Here is a 16707-nt window from a genome sequence, read left to right as displayed (position 1 = left end):
GGAACGCCGATGCCCGAGCACCACACTGACGACCACGAATACCGGATCGCGGCGCTGGCAATGATCCGCCGTCCGGACCAGAGCATCCTCCTGGCACAGGCCCCTGACAACGCCGACGGATGGGACCTGGTCGCTGGACACGCTCAGCGAGGAGAAGACCCGGCGGGAGCCTGCGCAAGCGCCGTCCAGCAGACGACGGGACTCAGCGTCGCGCCGAGCCGCGTTCTCGCGGCGCAATACCTCCCCGCCCGCGCCTTGGACACCACCGCAGCCCTGTACCTCGTGTTCGACTGCGGAGTAGCGGAGGAGAAAGTCCAGCAACCGACGCCGGAAGAGGAAAGAACCTTCCGGTGGGCCGGTCCACACGACCTCGACGGACTGGCCGAGCGTGTACGGCAGCGCATCGTCCACGCCGTCAGGAGCCTGGCCGCCGGAGCGCCCTACCTCTCACCTCACCGGCGACCCACCATGATGGCCGGTCCACAACCGGTCGGAACCGCAAGCTGCTCCGTGAAGCAGGTCACGGCGACGTAGCAGCCCTCTCCCAAGCTCCCCGCACCCGCGTGAGGCCCGGTGTTGGTGTCCTCCTCCCAAGGGCCCATCGCAAGGCGGGGACGGCAAGGGGTGGCGCCGACCATGGGGCGGACAGCGCCACCCCTTGCCACCTGACCACCAGAGCCCCAGCACCTCGCAGAACCACTCACCCGACGACCAATCACGCTCACGGAGGACCCGTGCATCGCCAGCCCAACACCTCTGCCCAGGTACAGGACCAGGCAGAGGACGCACCGGTGACCGCCTTCCACCCGGGACAGGGCTGGTGGAAGCGCAGCGACGGCACACTGGAATTCGATGACACCGGACGGCTGCTGCCCGACGGCAGCCCGGTCGGGCCGACACGCCCCACGCCGCTTGAGAAGGCGGCTTGAAATCTTCAGTTCTTCCCAGAATGCTCATGTTCCGTGGCCTTCCCGGTATTGTGATGGAAAGGCCACGGAATATGAGCATTTACATGAAAGGTCTTCCTCTTTCCTTCCCGAGGAGCCGAGGCGTGTTCCGTGCGTAGTCCACCAGGCTGGTGAACGCTTCCTGGGAGAGGCGAAGCTCGGGGCCAGGGGTCTTGGAGTCGCGTACTCCGTAGAGGTCGTCTGAGAGGAAGGCAACGGAGATGCACTCGCCGTTGGCCGTTCCGCTGTGGCTGGAGGTGAACCAGCCGTCCTGCTTGAGTCTCATCGCACGCACCAGGTTTCTCTCAATCGCTGGATGATTCGCTCCATCGACTCGGCGGGCCCCAATGCGGCGGCCTGCAGTCGCTCGAAGGCGTCAAGACGTCGCGCGAGAAGTGGAGGATCGTTGGAGAAGGCGCATTCCCCGAACGGCTCGGCGTGTACCACGGTCTGTCCGCCGACCAGATGAAACGTGGTGAACTGCTGCATCGCGTTCAGGGGACTGGAGGAGGGCAGTAGCTGTACCGACCACTGCGGGTTACCCGAGATCGCGGTGACCAGGTACTCCAGCTGGCCGGAGAGGACGTTCACCGGGGCGCCCATCTGCTGGTGCAGGACGGACTCGTTGAGGACCATCCGGACGCCTCGCCGGTAGTCAGAACGCAGTTCCCTGCCCTGGTTGACGCGGTAGTAAGCCTGATCCTGCGTCATGTGCGGCATGACGCTCGGAGTGAGAGCCGTCAGCAGCGCGCAGGCGTACTCGACGGTCTGCAGGACACCGGGCACGAGGTTGCCCGTATACATCTGGACGCGGTGGCTCGCAGAGAAGAGGTCGCTGTAGAGGCGGACGCCTTCGGGCACCTCTGCCGGCTCGTTGGGAGGAGCGGGAGGCTCTCCGTTGGCGGTGCCGCCGTTCTTGCCGTTGGTCTCCAGGCTGCGGCAGCGTTCCATGATCCCAGGCACGTCGTGCTCGCGGACGGTCATGGGGGGTCAGCTCCTGACGTCATTTCGTTGACCGTTCTCGTGGTGGGCCGAAGTGCGGCCCTGCTGGGGTATGACGCTGGATTCTGCCAGGGTCACGGGGGCATTTCTGCCGTGTGGGGGAACGTTCCCCCATATGCGTGAAGGCCCCGGGCCGCGCATCGCGCAGCCGGGGCCTCCACAACGCGAGTTCACCGTCTCGCGTACGGCCACAGCATAGAAGGGGCACCTCGCCGTATGGGAGGAGGATGAATCCTTCCGGGCCTATGAGCGGATAATCGCAGCGTCAGTGGCTGGGGCTGTGGTAGACCCCCGGGCTATGCCATGCGGCAAGTCCGGGGGAGGAGTGTCAGGAGCCGGAATCACCGGCCCCGGTGAGCTGCTGCCGAAGGGCTGCAGCCTGGTAGGAGTCCAAGGAGCCGGACACGTGGGCGACCTCCAGGAGCGCCAGGGCCAGCGTGGAGTGGCGGGGGCCGTGGAAGCCGAGCGTGTACCCGTCGGAGTGACGGAGTACCAGGTGGCGTGTGCCGCCGGCCGACACCGTCCAGCTGCCGTCTTCGGTGTGGTGCGCCAGGACGGCGGCGGCGAGTTCGGGAGGGAGAGGGAAGGACCGGACGTGCAGGTCGGTACCGACCACTTCGCTTGATGCGCCGACGGAGTTGAGGACGTCCTGGTAGCGGGAGACCGCGGTGCGGCGCGCGTCTCGTTCGGAGGACTGTGGGTCGCGGGCCTGGAGCCACGCGGTGTCCCGATGCCACACCCGTACGCCGTGGCCGCCCTCGTAGACCTCGGCGCCGTCGGTGAGGGTCTGAGTGGTGCGGTCGTAGGAGTAGAGAAGCCCGTGGGTGCGCAGGTATGCCGTCACGGAGCGGGCGAGGTCCTGCCGGGCCTGGAGAGCGCTGCGGTTGGCGTCCTTCTGGGCGTCGGCCTGCTCTTGGGTGAGGGCCCGGTAGTAGGAGACGCCGCCGCGCTGGTGCCACAGGGCGATACGGCCGTCGCGGGAGTGCCGGGCGCGGTCGGGGCCGAGAGAGTCGACCATGCGCCGCAGATCCGGGCCGGATGTGACGATGCTGGTTCCGTTCCCTTCCAGCAGGTACCAGGGAGAGGTGACCTGTTCGGGGGTGACGGGAGGTTCGGTGGAGGTGCTCACGAGGGGACTCCGTCCTTGTCGGGGAGGCCGAAGGTGGCCACGAAGCGGGCGTGGGCGTGGTGCCAGTAGTCGGTGTGGGTGCCGCGGTGCAGGTGGCCGAGGTGGGTGGTGGCAGTGCGCAGGCCGTCGAGGGATTCAGTGGCGCGGTAGTCGGCCACGTTGGGGTTGCGCTTCTGCCAATGCCGTATGGCGGCCAGGGCCATGGAGGCGGCCGCTCGGGCGAGGAGCGGGAAGAGTCGGCTTCTGCGGCGGTTCATGGTTCGAGGTGTCCTTTCTCGGTTGGTGGTGAGGGTGGGGCCGGTGGCGCGGCCTGCTGGGGAGGCCGCGCCACCGGGTGCCGGTTCAGGAGCGGGAGGGTTCGCCGTCGGTGAGGCCGGGGTCATAGCAGGAGGGGCAGTTCGTCATGCCGTTGGCGTCCGGGCTGACCTTGAGGGTCAGGTGGGCGCCGCACAGGCCGCTGACGACTCCGGGGACGTCCCAGGGGCGGAGGGTGATGTGCCGGTAGGCCGCCTGGTGGTCGGTGCCGAAGGTGGGCTCGCCCTCCTGCGGGGTGTGCAGAGGGGTGAGGTCGAGGCGGTAGCGGTGCAGGGTGTCGAGGTCGGTCATGACGAGACCGTTTTCGTCGTTGGTCCACTCGGCCTTGAGCCGGTCGCACTGGATGTTGATGCCGGTGTGGATGAGACGAGTGATCAGTTCGGTGTCGTGGCCGCGCATCGCGGGATCCCCTTCTGTCGGTGATGTCCGTTTCCTTGTGACTTCATCCTACTTGAAGGCTGGAATATAAGCAATATTCAAGGGGGGTATTTATTGGGTGTGGTGCAGGCCGGAGAGCACACTCCCTCCGGCCCACGCCGCTACTCCCGAACGGCCCCCGAGCGGCACACGAACGCGTCCCACATCCCCCTGTAGAGTCGGTGCCCGCGCCACGGTCCTTCCGCCGGGACCTCCTCCAGCGAGAACCAGGGAACGAACACCTGCCAGCCGTGTCGCAGTAGAGCGGCGTCAGCCAGCTCAAACGGCGCCCGCTCCGGGTCGGTCACCAGAGCCACCCGCAGGTAGCACCCACCGCCGTACCGGTCCGGCGGGAGAATGCGGGGCAACACCCACTGCAGACCTCTCGCCCCGCAGCCGGCACGCGCCAGCGTCACCAGCCGCAGCTCTCCCTCGGGAACCTCCTCCGGACGCAGAGCGGCGAACTTCTCCAGAGACAGCTTTGGAACAGCCCTCCCGGGCTCATGCCAGCTAGGCATTCTCCTGTACGTCACGACGACCCCTCCTGACCCAGCATCAGCACGCCGTGCATGGTGCCGACGAAGTCGGCCATCCCAGACTTACGCAGGTCAGCAACAATCTCTGGCCAGGGAATCGGGGAGCCGGGCGGTACGTCGGTCAGGTCTACGTGAGTACGGCCCGCTTTCCACGCGTCGACCACCGCCTCCAGGGCCATCCCGCCGAACCCGAGGTACCGCTCCAGGGAATCGGTGAAGGCGATACGGAACATCGCCTCCCGTTCCGACCGGGTTCCGCCGCCGTAGGCGGAGCGCCAGGCGACGTCCTCCAGAGCCCGCAGAGCGGCCGCCGGCAGCCACGGATACCCGGGAGGAAGGAGAGGGTGAGCACTGCTGATGACGTGCTCGTCGTGCGAGGACGTGCAGATGCGGCACACGCAGACGGTGCGGCCGCCGGTGGTGGCCATGCAGCACGGGCGTGAGCACACGCAGGTGCCGTCGGGCAGCAGGTGCGGGCGGCCGGACTCCACGACGTGCCCCGTCTTGCGGTCGGGGTTCGAGACGCGGAGCCGCGGGTCAGGCTCCCGCCGCAAAGCGTGAGACGTGCGGCGCGCGTGAAGTGGGCCACGGGTGCCGGAAATGAAGCCCAGGCCGAGGTACCAGCGCGTCAGGCGACCGACGTCTCCACCGAATTCGGTGGACGGGTCGAGGACGAGTTGTGTGCCGTAGGCGTCAGCGGCGTCGATGAGCTCGCGCATCAGCACGGTGCCGAGCCCTTGGCCGCGCTCGTTGACGGGGAGCACGATCCGGGAGATGGCGACGTTCCCGGCATCGTCGGGTTCGAGGATAAGACTGAGATCCAAGTGGCGGGTGCGCAGGTCCTGAGCCACGCGCTCCGCCCAGGCGGTGTTGTGGGTGCCCACATCGGGCTCCTTCCGCTGAGTCGGTTCCGGGTGAGCACCACCAAGAGGTGGTGCTCACCCGGAGCGGGTGTCAGAAGATGCGATTGACGGTGATCTCGAAGGTCTCCGCGGAGTCGCCGGGGCTGTCGAAGGAGGCGAGCACGATGGAGCCCGTCGGGGTCTCCTCGACCACGGTGGCGGCCAGGACGCGCGGCAGCGCCGGGCCGTCGTCCACGGCAAGGCAGGCGCGCAGGTAGTCCCCGATCCGGCCCGCGTCGGCGGTGACGCGGGAGCCGGTGAGCTGGATGGTCATGTGACCCCTCTCAATGGTGGCCGGAATTGCCCTTTCCTTGTGCTTTCATCCTACTTGAATGCAGGTCGAAAAGCAATATAGAGAGGGGGTATTAATGGCCACGGAAAGAACGCCCGGCCGACCACCGGAAGGGAGGACCATCGGTACAAGGAAAGGACAGACCACCAACCAGAGGACGCCGGCCGGGCGCCTGCTGAGAACGATACGGCATGCGGGGTGGGTGGTGGTGTGTGGGCTGCTGGGGGAGGGGTGCTCGGCGTGCGTGTGCGCCCGCTCGGGCGGTGCCGGGCGGGCGCGGGGTGGACGGGTTCAGAGGACGACGGGCTTGATCGCCAGGATCACGCCGTCGTTCGCGGTGACGCTGCCGGGGCCGTTCATGTTCTGCGCCGTGCTGATCGCGTTCCGCAGAACGCTGCAGTCGCAGGCCGGCACGTGGGTGCCGCCGGTGCAGAACTTCGAGAACCGCGCGAGGCGCAGTGCCAGGTTGCCGACGAGGACGTCGCGGGCAGCAGCGAAGTCGTCGCCGGAGCCGATGTGGCTGGCGTGGACCGATGCGCCGACCCGGTGGGTGACCGTGTAGCCGAGCACGTTCGTCATAATGTCCTCCAAGTGATATTCTGTGCCGTTTCGTTGTACTTATACCCTAGGGCATGACCACCCCTAATGCAATATACGAGGGGGGTATTTAGTGTGATGTGGACCACAGAACCTGAGGGGTTCTGCCTACGGAATCGGACCCTGCGGCAACGGACGCTGAGCCGGCATCCCCGTCCACCCACCAGCAGCCACCTGCCGCTGATGCACCTGAGCCGGAGACGACATCACCGCACCCGCACCCGGCACCCGCAGCAGCGCATACACCAGATACACCGCCGCATCCAGCTCCCCCGGCGAATCCGGATTCGTCGGCTGCCAATGCGTCCACTGGTGAATAAGCGACTGCAGCCTCGCCGCCAACCGCACCCGGTCCTCCACCATCTGCTGCAAGATCGGCTCGGCCCGCAGCAGCTTCCCCACCTTCGCCTGCACCGCCTTCACCTGAGGAGGCAGCTTCTCCTCCGGGATCACACCCTCACGCTGCAGCGCATCCCACGCCGTACGGATCGCCAGCAGACACATGTCCCCACCGAAGTTCGTCTCGCACACGATCACCGACGCATCCGTCTCCCACGCCAACCGGCACGCCGTCCGCGACCAGTCATCCGACGACATCACCGCCGACCGGTCGTGAGTCCAGTACACCCGCTGATCGTCGCCCAGGAACCCGCCGATGATGCCCGCGTTGTCCTCGCCCCCACCAGACGGGTCCACCGCCACCGCGACCTTCACCGGCTCCGCCTCCGGCCGCAGGTCGAGGATCTGCCGCATCAACTCCTCGTCCGCAAGAGCCCCCTCGCCCGGCTGCGGATCACCCTGGTACAGCGCGCCCCAGTCCCGGGCCTTCGACCCAGCCTTCTTCTTCTCCCAGTGCGTCCGCAGCCGCGCCTTCTCCCGCGTCGGGATCTTCGGATGCGGAAGCGGATCCCCAGTCGCACGCCCAAGCGGATCGGAGCCGCCCGTCAGCGACAGGTCCGCGAGCGCCGGCATGTGCACAACCCGCCACTCCCCGCCCTCACGGTCGTCGCCCTCCTCCTCCAGCAGACGTCCCGCCAGATCATCCGGGTGCCAACGCGTGTTGTGCACCGCGTAGCCCTCTGCGATGAACGTCTCGCTGCCTTCCACAGCCAGGTCGTATACCGGCAGCACCGGACCTTCCTCGATCGCAGTGACCCGCTCGTACCGCAGATGGGAGGGGTCGGGGTGCTTGCGGTCGGCAAGGTGCGTGGTGCCCTCCGCCTGATCGGGGTTGAACGTCAGGCCGAGGGAATGCCCGATGCTCCGAACCGGCTCGGGGCTGTTCGGAGGCTGGTAGAAGCGCTCTCTGTCCGTGAAGATCGTCGTCGGCCGTACCCCGCAGGTGAGTGCCAGGTCCCGGATGTCCTGGAGTAGATCCCGGCTGACCGAGCCGACCCGCCACGCCTTGGAGCCATTCGCGCGCCGCTTGGAGCCATCCGCCATGGCGTAGCCGCGGATCAGCGAGCGGCGCAGGTGAGGGGACCATCCCCACACACAGTCCGGAACGCGCTTCCCGCGCGCGCCGAGGCCGTACCCCATCTCACGCAGGAGGCGCCCACCAGCGTTCCAGTCGGTGCGCAGGTACCGACCGGAGGTCTCGTATACGCGGTTCGGGCTGAACGCCTCCAGGGCCGCTTTGACGCGCTCGTTGAGGCCCTGCTTCTCCGGGGCGCTGCTCTTGCCTACGGAGGCGCACACGGCGAAGCTCGTGGGGTTCCCACGCTGGTTCTTCCGACGATGAGCGGCCACCCAGCCGTCCCCGAGCATGTAGCCCAGGAGCCAGGCCAGTTCCTCCGTCACCTCGCTGCCGTCGGGCAGTACGTCGGTGCCCACGTAGTCGTCCGGCAGGCACTTCGCCGTCACGACACGGTCGCCCTCTCGGAGCTCTCCGGCCTTGACCCACTCGATGCTCGCAGGGCCGGGAGTCTTCCGCTCACGGTTCAGCACGGCGAACGGGTGCGCCTTGTTGACCTTGAGCGCCAGCCGGCCGGTGCGCACCGTCACCGTCTCGTCGTACCCGGACAGGCGCTGACCGAGCACCTTGGCTGTGCGCAGCGACTTCCGGTCCTCTGCGAGGGAGACCACGGTGTCGCCTGCCTTCATCTTTTCCACGGCAACCCAACGGCCGTCACCTCGAAGAACTCGCATAGATGCCACGATGCATTGGATCAAAACCGTTGGCGCGCCCGGCGCCAGACGCGACGTCAGGTCCGCGCTGTAGGAGTCGTGCACCGCCTCACGCATCGCGTGACTGTCCGCCTCCTGCCGGTTCTTGTGCGGGTCATCGATGATCAAGCAGTTGTGCACCAGCAGCCCGCCCGCGAAGAAGTTCCGGGTGCCAGCCACCTGCAGGTCGTACACCCGCTCCGCGTCCCGGCTGTACCGAACAGACGTGATCACGTCCCACTCCGGCACCAGACGCTCGTGGCCGCCCACCTGCACGCCCTGGAGCACGTCCCTGGACCGCAGGCGCCCAGCAGCCACATAGCCACGCCCAGGAGCCCACACAAGGTGATCCGGTGTGCAGCGCAATACCCGCCCACGCACAGTCTCCAGCCGCATCACCGGCCGGGCCCGCAGAACGCGGGTGGCCTCCACGCGCCGGAACACCGCGCGTCCGGCCTCGTGGTCCCACGCCAGTACCGGAACATGGGCGCCACTCCGGACGAACCGGCCAACCGTCACACGTCCCCGCGTGGTCACCAGCTCCGTCTCACCCGTCACGCAGTCCGCGCTGTGACCAGTGATGCTGCCACCGATACCGACGGACCGCATGCCGCCCCCGCTGTTCAGCAACCAGTCGTTCACCGCACCGCTGCCGGGGTCCATCTCCAGGTCGTATTCAGACCCGTGCTCGCGCACCAGCTTCCGCACGCTGCGCCCACGCGCGTTCGCCAGCGATGACCCGTAGCAGGCGACGATGATCCGGTGGTCAGGGTTCTTCGCCAGCCACCAGAACGGCGCCCACACCGCAGCAACCGTGCTCTTGCCCACCTGAGGCGGCGTCAGGAGCATGACCTTCTGTGTGTGGCCGTTGGCCACGTCCACGAAGGCGTCGCTGATCGCCCGCACGTGCGGGCGCATGCGGAACTTGCTGTCCAGGCCGCGCGCCAGGGTCGCCGGGTCACGCAGCAGCTCCTGCGCGGAGGCGCGGAGCTCCGCCTGCAACTGGGCATACAGCTCGGCCTCGGTCAGCTCACGGGCCGCGTGGCGGGCCCGTTCCGCAGGGCTGGGGCCGAGGACGTGGCGGTCGTAGGCGGCCGTCTGGCGGGCAGGTGTCACTCGTCGTCGTCGGTCCCGGAGACCGCGGCCGTTCGGTGGCGGAGCTTGTCGGAGAGGTCGAGGATCTGCGCGCGGCGGACGTCGGCGGGCAGCTGCTCGAACTTGTGCCGGACGGACCGTTCGGCGCCGGCGTCACCAGCCGGAGTCTCGTCGGTGCTGAGTGCTTGGGCGGGGTCGCCGTACAGCAATCGCCGGTACTTCAAAGCGAGGTCGGTGAAGCGGGCGAGCTCGGCCAGCGACATCTTGGCCGCGTCAACTCCCTGCAGTTTCGAGGCGACCTTGCCCATCACGACCTTGAGGACGCGGGCGTCGTCCTCGGCGGCGCGAAGGCGTTCCTCGGTCCACTGAGCCTCGAACTCGGCACTCTTGTGCGCGTCCCATGCTTCGGCGCGGGTGGTCCAGCGACGGGCGGAAGCGATGTTGCGGACCTGGCCGTAGCTGATTGTCAGGGTTTCCGCAGCTTTTGTCAGGCTACGAGTGCGTCCAAGATCGAGGTAGACGCGGAACTGGTTGTACTGGCGCGCCGTTTCCCCTGGCTGGCGGTCCCAGAGGTTGACCTCCTCCGAGAGCACGGTGGCTGTAAGCGCTGACACTCCCGTGTCCTTTCTATCCCCGTTTGTCCTTGCCGTGGGCGAGACTGAGCCCGAAGCGTCAGGCTTGGCGTCAGGTGGTGTCAGCCTTCGGCGGAGAGGTAGTCAGCCGCCAGGCGCTCCATGAGCTGCCAGCCCTTGCCGCGTTCGACGTCGCCGGAGTCCTCGGCGCGGCGGACGGCGCGGTTGAGGACGGTGGCGGATTTGGCCGGCATCGTGCGGGACCCGAAGACGGTCTCGATACCGACGTGCCCGGTGTGCTTGGGCTCCAGAGAGTCGCCGTCGACCCAGCCCTCGCGAAGGTCTTCCAGGTGGTTCTCGAAGACCCGCAGGACGATGCCGAGGGCGGTCGCGACGTTGCCGACGTTGTGCGCGGCGTGCACGGACGCCAGAGCGTCCAAGGTGGGCTCGTAGTCCTCCCGCGCGGCGAGCCACGTGGCGTCGGCGCTGGTGCGGCCCTGGTCGAACGCAGCCTCGGCGGACTGCTTCTCGTGCGGGAGGAACATCAGCATGACGGTCGCGAAGTCGAGGTTGGCCTCCGACAGCGACTGCAGATCCACCTTCTCCATGAGGTCGAGAGTCTTGTCGTCCAGCCCGGCGTAGCCGCGCCAGTCGACCTCGTCGATCTCTTCGTACAGCGACGCGAGCGTGGAGGCGTCGGAGTCGCCCACGAGAGCGTTGTGGCTGATCTGCATGGCGATGGACCGGGCCTTGCTGATGGGGCCGGTCACCAGCATGCAGTCGACTTCCTCGACGTCGGCGTCCACCGCGGCGTCCGTGCGATGGTTCCCGGACAGCACGATTTCCTCGCCCTCCGGATACTGGCCGCCGCCGTCCCAGACCAGGGGGACCGAGGTCAGGCAGCCGTCTCTTCGGATGTTCGCCACGAGCTGCTGGTACATCGTCTGGTCCATGTACTGCGCGTTGACCTGGAGGCGGCGCAGCCGGCGCGGGTCGCGCTTGACGATCGTGGTCGAGAGCGTGCCGTCAGTGGTCATCCTTGAGGACCTTTCCGTGCTTGCGGCCCCACATGGACATGGCCTCGGACAGCGTCCATTGCCCCAGCGGCCCCTCGTACTGGAGCTGCCACTCGTGCATGCCGTCCTCGCAGGGGGACCGTTTCGTCAGCTTGAGGCCGGGGACGCCGCGTCCGTACTTGCCGGACATCGGCCGGTCGGTGAAAGCGGTGGTCGCCATGCCGGTCAGCCGGCGGTTCATCGACCGCTGCAGGAGCATCTGCGCCTCGCGGGAGAGGGCGGCCATCACGATGAGCTTGGAGAGCCGCTTGTACTTCGACCAGCCGACGGGGAAGTCGGACATCAGGTAGGCGGTGTCGGGGTCGTACTTGGGCGGCAGATAGCCGAAGGCGCCGATCAGGCGCCGGTCGCAGGCGACGCCGACGGCGAGAGCCGGGGTGCCGGGCGGGATGCGCCGGTCGAGGTACATCGACCGCAGGCCGTTGAACTGCTGGGCGGTCAGCACATGAAGGGACAGGCGTTCACCGAGGTCGTCCCGAGGGCCGATCTTCCGCATTGGGATGGTCTCGGACTTCGTGTGCGGACCGACGTACCGGGAGGTGCCGGGGTGGGCGTAGACCCAGATCGGCATGGCACGCGGCGAAAGGCGCACGTAGCCGACGCGGTACTCCTCAAGGTCAGGGTGCTTGAAGTGGAGGCCGAGCAGCCAGTGAGGCCGGTCGACCACCATCTGGATGATGTCTTCCTTGCCGGCGTCGTCCAGCTCCGGGTACGTGGGTTCCGGCCAGTCGAAGTGATCCGAGATGCCCTTGAACATCTGCTCGTAACCTGCGGCCCAGAACGGTGGAAAGCTCGCGCACGGGGCGTCGGGCGGGGCGTTCTCGAGGTGCTCGCGCACATCGCCGGAGTAGAAGTCGGCCAGGCGCAGCGTCACGGCATCGAGCTTGGAGACGGTCTCGGCGTGCATGCGGGGGAACTGCTGGCGGTAGGCGGCGACCATGCGCTGGTGGTAGGCGCGGTCCTTGTTCACGAAGTCGAGGAAGCGGGTGCCGAGCATGAGTGTGGCGAGGGTGCCGGTGCCGTCGTCCAGGTAAGGCTCGATCCATTCCAGCCGCTCGCGGGACTCTTCACGGAGAGTGAAGGGGACGGGATTGCCGGAGTAGAGCCAGCCGAGGGCGCAGCTGTAGGGGTTGACGTCGTTGGAGTGGAGCGGGTGGCCGAGGTCGGCCAGGGTGCGCTCGATGGTCAAGTTGCCGGAGCAGCCGATGTAGATGGGGGAGCTGTCGGGCCAGGAGCGGGCGTGTTCGCGGACGATGGACCGCATTTCGGCGGGAATCGTCCCCTGGAACATGTCGTGCCGCCCCCTCCGGTTCCTCGTCTGCGGGTGGCTGTTCGGTGGTCCGGACAGCCGTGGAGCGCCGGGCAGGGTGTGATCCTGCATCTCCGCCCTGGAACAGGCGGCGTGCTGCTTGCACCACCGGCGCATGCGGAGCGTGATTGCTCCGCTTCGGAGTGTACTCCGAATGGGGGCCTGAAATCGCCACCGCTCTATGCCTTCGGCACGTTATGGAGGCTAACCGCAGGCGAGCATGGCTAGTTGTCACCCGCCCGTGTGACATGGGCCGACCTGCGCAGATCCGGAGTGTTCCGCTCCGGAGACGTGGGGATTTCGGCGGCAGCGGAGAGAGGAGGAGGGCTGTTGCGCAGGGCCTCCAGAGCGGAGCGGGAAGCGTGATCGGCGGCGATCAGGCCGGGGGTGGAGTTGCGGCGACGCCAGACCACGGAGCAGTCGCTCCGCTCAGCCGCTCTGGCGCGGAGTTCGTCTACCTCCGAGGCGCGGGAAGAGGGGCTCGCCTGGCGCAGCACGGACAGGACGGCATGGTCGTTGTCGCAGGCGATCACGGCGTCGTACGGGGCGTGGGCGAGGCCGAGTAGGACGGCGAGGTGTTCGGCGCACTGCACCGGATCAGGCCCGAGATGCCCGGTCAGGTCCGCGGTGAGCACCGCTCCGTCGGGGAGCACCACGGCGCAGGTCGCATGCTTTCCTTGCACGCTGGCGTCGACGGAGACGACCGGGCGTCCGCTGGTGGTGGTGCCGTGCGTGTTCTCCTGCTCGATCAGCTTCCGCACGGCGAGGGAGCCAGGCTTGGAGGGAGTGCCCGGACTGTGGTCGCGGGAGGGCACCACTCGGGCACGGCCGTGGCCGAGTGTGCGGGCCGCTGCCCGTGCGGCAGACACGGTGGCGCGCAGACTCCCGGTCATCAGCGGTTCCATGAGCGGCCAGCACTCGGACGGCTCGGCAGGGGTGAAGCAGGCCGCCAGGCAGGCTGCGCGGGAGGCTCGTCGCATGAGAACCACTTCCCGATCCGTGGTGGCGGTGCGCAGCTCGGCGCCGGATGCGGACAGTTCGGAGGCGACGTCCCGCAGTAGCTCCGAGTGGCGGATGCCGCGCATCGCCGCGACGACGGGAGGAGCCTCTCCGCAGAGCACAGCGTGGACGTCGAGGACCAGGAGCGGTGGCAGCAGCAGAGCCGTCACCGGACGATCCCAGCTGCGAGCGAGCCGCAAGGCGCGGCGGGCCGCGTCCAGTTCGGTTTCATGCCGGCTGAGCGCGGGGCTGACCCGGTTCGGGGAGAAGAACAGCGGGCCTTCGGGAAAGGCGATGGCGGACATCGTGCCGTGCACGCCGTCCAGGTCGTAGGGGTGGGCGGCGACCGCCACCTCACCGCCCTTGCCGCGGAGAGGAGGAAGGTGCTGCGGAGTATCCGGGTGCTCCTGCAGGAGTCGGTCGGCGGTGCTGGCCAGCCGAGCGGGAGCAGCGGGGGGCGTGTCGAAGCCCGTGGCCTTGCTCAGGGCGTCGTTGACGGCAGCGAATGCCTGGTCCCAGGGGCCGGACAGGGAGGACGGAGCGGGGAGAAGGAAGCTGCGGCGCCGTCCGGTGTGCAGTACGAGTTCGCAGGAGAGGCGCTGCGCGAGAGTCTCGGGGTCACCACCGTGGTGCATGAGCCGGGAGAACGAGGAGCGCACGGCTGCCCATATCAGGCCGCGCGAGCCGGACCGGGATATGGCGTAAACGGTGGTGCTGGGAGAGAGGTTGGCCGCCGGGTCGACGTGGCGCCAGCGGTTCTGTGCGGTGGCGAGAACCTGCTGGGTGAAGTCACCGGGAGGGGTCTGGGAAGTCACGGTGTGTCCTTGTCTGGAGGGGTGGTGTGAGCGTACGAGAGGGGCCCCGGCCGTCGGCCGCGCCGACGGCCGGGGCAGGATGGGTGGTGGCGGGTTCCGCCGAGGCTGGGGCCCGGCGGAACCCGCCGCTGTCATTCCGCGGCAGGGACGTCGAAGGTGAACGTGCGTCCGGGGCGGGTGCGCAGCGGCTTGCCGGCCGGGCCCCGCACCTGGAAGGGCATCAGGTCCTCCCGGTGCTCGTGGTGCTCGTGGTCGTCGTCGCGCAGCTTGTTGTGCAGGTAAGGGTTCGTGCACGTCATACGGCGCCACGGCAGGACGGGCCAGCGGTGGGAGAAGCGGACCTGGCGGAGCCCGTCGGAGTCCGCGGCGTCGCGGGCGGTGGCATCCTTCGAGGGACGAAGGGAGGCGGCGAGATCGACCACCTGGACCTTGCCCTCACCGGTCAGCTTCCCCTCCTTCTTCGCCTTCTTCCGTACGGCTGGGGGAAGCCCGGCTGTGCGGGTCTCGGTCAGCGGGTCCTTGTTCTTGCCGTGGGTCTGCTGCATCGCCTGGAAAGTGCTGTAGACCACGGCGGCCCACTGCGCGTTGCTGTTGGGCGCGACTTCGGGGCTGAAAACGCCGCCGAAGGGAAGAAGGATCTCGTCGTGCCAGGACAGCGGCCCCCAGCTCTCCTTCTCGTGGGTGTTCCTGTCGCGGTCGAAGCGACGCATGTCTCCGACGGTCGCGTTGCCGCCGGAGATGTCGATCACCGCGTCGTCCGGCACACCGGTCAGATCGTGGCTGTTCGGTGAGTAGAGGGTGAGCCAGATACCTCGGAGGCCGGGGTCAATGCGGCTCGGGCCGCCGCCGTCGCGGATGACCCAGTCGACCTCCACGCCGCGTGCGGGATGGCGTTCCTCGCTCTCGTCCCACAGGGACCAGGAAGCGGCCACGATCGGGGTGTGGACCTCTATGGGGCGGCCGGAGACGGACATCGTGTCGGTGAAGTGGCCGATCGGGTCGGAGAACACCATCAACCCGTGTGGTGAAGGCAGCCGGGAAGGGGTGAACTTTTCCTGCGGTGGGCCTCCGGCGGTAGAGGCGACGGCGAGGGACGTGACGTTCGGGCCGATCGAGTAGGTACGGGCCAGCCGCAGACGGTCGGACTCGCGAGCGCACAGCAGGTCGCCGGCGAACTGGTGCATCACGCTGACCGGCATGTTGCCGGTGGCGGGCAGGGGGACGAGGCTCCAGGTATCGCCGGCGATGTTTGCCGCGAGGCGTTGCCGGTTGATGTTGGAGCGGGTGTAGCGCTCCTGCCGGGTATGCCAGTCCGGCAGTTCGGCCGGGAGTGGGGCCTTCCACGGCTGGGAGATGCAGTCGGGAATCACCGCGGCCTCCTGACCACGCCCGTGGTGGCGTCCTCATCGTCTGCGAACTCCAGGTGCCAGGACTCGCGGGGGCAGTCGAGCTCGTGCGGGTCGGTGCCGGCGGGGAGGTTGAGCCACACGTCCATACGGGAGTCGCGGCCGACGGTCGGTACGCGGTCGCAGGAGGGCTCGCGCAGGACGTACGGGAAGTAGGAGCGGCTCTCGTCGTAGCGCTCGCGGAGGGCTTCGCGCATGGCGGTCAGTGTGCGGAATTTCTCGGTGTCCACCGGGGTGGGAGGGGAGTAACCGGCGGCTCCGCCGTACCAGCGGGCGAAGTGCATCTCGGGTTCCTTTCGCTCATGACGGCGGGGCGTGGCCGAAGTGGTCCGGTCACGCCCCGCGGGGTGTGGGTGGTGGTGTCGGGTGCCGGTCACCACAAACTGGATTGGGCCTGTTCGGGTGGCGGCGGGGGGACGGCCCCGAGCTCGGGACAGCGGATGCCGTGCTCGTTCTCCAACCAGGTGCGCAGGAAGCTGCGGTGGCAGAACTTGCGCCCGTTTCCGAGGTGCTCGAAGCAGAGGAACACCAGACGGGAGTCGGATTCACCGACGTTGTCCGCGATGGCCTGGGCTGCTTGAACGACGGTGTCGATACCCGTGCGGTTGAGCAGTGACAGGTACGCCTCTTTGAACTCGGGGTACTTCATCCGGAGCATCCACGGACGTGGGGTGACCGCCTCAAGGTGGGGGGTCGGGAAGGCGAACCGGCGTGGTGCGCCGACCGTGGTGCGTACGGGGTAGCCCATTTCGAGGCGGAATTCCCCGTAACTGCAAGTAGCGAATGTGGCTGCCAATGGTGCTCCTTTGGCCTGTTGATCGTACCCCTTAATCCTAGTGCTTGAAGATCATAAAGGCAATAGTTGAGGGGGGTGTTTCGTTTCGCTGGTCAAGTCATCCGACCAGCGAAAATGCCGTCACCTGACCAACCAGAGCAGTCGCCACCACACGCCGCGCCATAGGATCCGACAACGCCACCCGCACCGGCCCCAGAACCTCAGCCCGGCAACCCTCACTACCCGTGTACGCCGTGCCCTCCACGCCCCACAGCCGCCAGTCACGCACCCGCGCAAGCGTGAACAGCTGGTCCCGAGGCCCCTCACTCTGTTCCCGAATCCGCGGGCACAGCTCGG

Annotated in this window: 19 protein-coding genes; 2 read left to right on the top strand and 17 right to left on the bottom strand. The window is 67.8% G+C overall.

Annotated features, from left to right (window positions below; all coding sequences use genetic code 11):
• Positions 1 to 9 precede the first annotated feature (9 nt).
• Both ACL06G_RS15215 and ACL06G_RS15210 read left to right on the top strand, forming a co-directional pair.
• Positions 10 to 534: an NUDIX domain-containing protein gene (locus ACL06G_RS15215; RefSeq protein ID WP_412836089.1), complete on the top strand. Its 525-nt coding sequence runs from the start codon at positions 10 to 12 to the stop codon at positions 532 to 534.
• A 200-nt stretch (positions 535 to 734) separates the two neighbouring features.
• Positions 735 to 929: a DUF5999 family protein gene (locus tag ACL06G_RS15210; protein WP_412836088.1), complete on the top strand. Its 195-nt coding sequence runs from the start codon at positions 735 to 737 to the stop codon at positions 927 to 929.
• Between the two features lie 79 nt (positions 930 to 1008).
• Here ACL06G_RS15210 and ACL06G_RS15205 read toward each other — a convergent pair whose 3' ends face one another.
• From ACL06G_RS15205 to ACL06G_RS15125, 17 genes are all read right to left on the bottom strand, one after another.
• The gene (locus tag ACL06G_RS15205; protein ID WP_412836087.1) at positions 1009 to 1233 is read right to left on the bottom strand and encodes a DUF397 domain-containing protein; all 225 of its coding nucleotides are present in this window, start codon (positions 1231 to 1233) and stop codon (positions 1009 to 1011) included.
• Positions 1230 to 1931, bottom strand: coding sequence for a DUF5753 domain-containing protein (locus ACL06G_RS15200; protein WP_412836086.1), 702 nt, complete (start codon positions 1929 to 1931; stop codon positions 1230 to 1232). The genes ACL06G_RS15205 and ACL06G_RS15200 overlap by 4 nt, the downstream gene beginning before the upstream one ends.
• A 346-nt stretch (positions 1932 to 2277) precedes the next feature.
• The gene (locus ACL06G_RS15195) at positions 2278 to 3078 is read right to left on the bottom strand and encodes a hypothetical protein (RefSeq protein WP_412836085.1); all 801 of its coding nucleotides are present in this window, start codon (positions 3076 to 3078) and stop codon (positions 2278 to 2280) included.
• Entirely contained in the window at positions 3075 to 3335 is a 261-nt protein-coding gene (locus ACL06G_RS15190) for a hypothetical protein (RefSeq protein ID WP_412836084.1), read from the bottom strand. Before ACL06G_RS15190 ends, ACL06G_RS15195 begins: the two co-directional genes overlap by 4 nt.
• Before the next feature lie 85 nt (positions 3336 to 3420).
• On the bottom strand, positions 3421 to 3792 hold the full coding sequence (locus tag ACL06G_RS15185) for a hypothetical protein (protein WP_412836083.1): 372 nt from the start codon (positions 3790 to 3792) through the stop codon (positions 3421 to 3423).
• 140 nt (positions 3793 to 3932) lie between these two features.
• Complete coding sequence (locus tag ACL06G_RS15180) at positions 3933 to 4343, bottom strand: hypothetical protein (RefSeq protein ID WP_412836082.1); 411 nt, start codon at positions 4341 to 4343, stop codon at positions 3933 to 3935.
• The gene (locus ACL06G_RS15175; RefSeq protein WP_412836081.1) at positions 4340 to 5230 is read right to left on the bottom strand and encodes a GNAT family N-acetyltransferase; all 891 of its coding nucleotides are present in this window, start codon (positions 5228 to 5230) and stop codon (positions 4340 to 4342) included. The genes ACL06G_RS15180 and ACL06G_RS15175 overlap by 4 nt, the downstream gene beginning before the upstream one ends.
• A 70-nt stretch (positions 5231 to 5300) precedes the next feature.
• Entirely contained in the window at positions 5301 to 5522 is a 222-nt protein-coding gene (locus ACL06G_RS15170; protein ID WP_412836080.1) for a hypothetical protein, read from the bottom strand.
• A gap of 309 nt (positions 5523 to 5831) precedes the next feature.
• Positions 5832 to 6119 (bottom strand): hypothetical protein, encoded by a 288-nt coding sequence (locus ACL06G_RS15165; protein ID WP_412836079.1) that lies wholly within the window; start codon positions 6117 to 6119, stop codon positions 5832 to 5834.
• A 126-nt stretch (positions 6120 to 6245) separates the two neighbouring features.
• Positions 6246 to 9419: an LAGLIDADG family homing endonuclease gene (locus ACL06G_RS15160; protein WP_412836078.1), complete on the bottom strand. Its 3174-nt coding sequence runs from the start codon at positions 9417 to 9419 to the stop codon at positions 6246 to 6248.
• Positions 9416 to 10012, bottom strand: coding sequence for a hypothetical protein (locus ACL06G_RS15155; RefSeq protein ID WP_412836077.1), 597 nt, complete (start codon positions 10010 to 10012; stop codon positions 9416 to 9418). The genes ACL06G_RS15160 and ACL06G_RS15155 overlap by 4 nt, the downstream gene beginning before the upstream one ends.
• A gap of 80 nt (positions 10013 to 10092) precedes the next feature.
• Positions 10093 to 11007, bottom strand: coding sequence for a ParB N-terminal domain-containing protein (locus ACL06G_RS15150; protein WP_412836076.1), 915 nt, complete (start codon positions 11005 to 11007; stop codon positions 10093 to 10095).
• Entirely contained in the window at positions 10997 to 12337 is a 1341-nt protein-coding gene (locus ACL06G_RS15145) for a putative antirestriction adenine methyltransferase (RefSeq protein WP_412836075.1), read from the bottom strand. The genes ACL06G_RS15150 and ACL06G_RS15145 overlap by 11 nt, the downstream gene beginning before the upstream one ends.
• Positions 12338 to 12579: 242 nt before the next feature.
• On the bottom strand, positions 12580 to 14169 hold the full coding sequence (locus ACL06G_RS15140; RefSeq protein ID WP_412836074.1) for a hypothetical protein: 1590 nt from the start codon (positions 14167 to 14169) through the stop codon (positions 12580 to 12582).
• Positions 14170 to 14300: 131 nt separating this feature from the next.
• A complete protein-coding gene (locus tag ACL06G_RS15135; RefSeq protein ID WP_412836073.1) occupies positions 14301 to 15539 on the bottom strand; it encodes a hypothetical protein in 1239 nt (412 codons plus the stop codon).
• Complete coding sequence (locus ACL06G_RS15130; RefSeq protein ID WP_412836072.1) at positions 15536 to 15859, bottom strand: hypothetical protein; 324 nt, start codon at positions 15857 to 15859, stop codon at positions 15536 to 15538. Before ACL06G_RS15130 ends, ACL06G_RS15135 begins: the two co-directional genes overlap by 4 nt.
• A gap of 89 nt (positions 15860 to 15948) precedes the next feature.
• Positions 15949 to 16371 carry a hypothetical protein gene (locus tag ACL06G_RS15125; protein WP_412836071.1) on the bottom strand — a complete coding sequence of 141 codons (423 nt, stop codon included), beginning with the start codon at positions 16369 to 16371 and terminating at the stop codon, positions 15949 to 15951.
• Positions 16372 to 16707: the final 336 nt, after the last annotated feature.

The sequence above is a fragment of the Streptomyces callyspongiae genome (genome assembly GCF_047200695.1).
Lineage (GTDB): Bacteria > Actinomycetota > Actinomycetes > Streptomycetales > Streptomycetaceae > Streptomyces.
This window is presented reverse-complemented; position numbering and strand designations above follow the sequence as displayed.

What these genes read in the sequence shown, in the direction of transcription:
- ACL06G_RS15185 (WP_412836083.1), bottom strand. Translation starts at nt 3,792, where the DNA reads ATGCGCGGCCACGACACCGAACTGATCACTCGTCTCATCCACACCGGC.
- ACL06G_RS15130 (WP_412836072.1), bottom strand. Translation starts at nt 15,859, where the DNA reads ATGCACTTCGCCCGCTGGTACGGCGGAGCCGCCGGTTACTCCCCTCCC.
- ACL06G_RS15205 (WP_412836087.1), bottom strand. Translation starts at nt 1,233, where the DNA reads ATGAGACTCAAGCAGGACGGCTGGTTCACCTCCAGCCACAGCGGAACG.
- ACL06G_RS15200 (WP_412836086.1), bottom strand. Translation starts at nt 1,931, where the DNA reads ATGACCGTCCGCGAGCACGACGTGCCTGGGATCATGGAACGCTGCCGC.
- ACL06G_RS15150 (WP_412836076.1), bottom strand. Translation starts at nt 11,007, where the DNA reads ATGACCACTGACGGCACGCTCTCGACCACGATCGTCAAGCGCGACCCG.
- ACL06G_RS15165 (WP_412836079.1), bottom strand. Translation starts at nt 6,119, where the DNA reads ATGACGAACGTGCTCGGCTACACGGTCACCCACCGGGTCGGCGCATCG.
- ACL06G_RS15145 (WP_412836075.1), bottom strand. Translation starts at nt 12,337, where the DNA reads ATGTTCCAGGGGACGATTCCCGCCGAAATGCGGTCCATCGTCCGCGAA.
- ACL06G_RS15190 (WP_412836084.1), bottom strand. Translation starts at nt 3,335, where the DNA reads ATGAACCGCCGCAGAAGCCGACTCTTCCCGCTCCTCGCCCGAGCGGCC.
- ACL06G_RS15215 (WP_412836089.1), top strand. Translation starts at nt 10, where the DNA reads ATGCCCGAGCACCACACTGACGACCACGAATACCGGATCGCGGCGCTG.
- ACL06G_RS15170 (WP_412836080.1), bottom strand. Translation starts at nt 5,522, where the DNA reads ATGACCATCCAGCTCACCGGCTCCCGCGTCACCGCCGACGCGGGCCGG.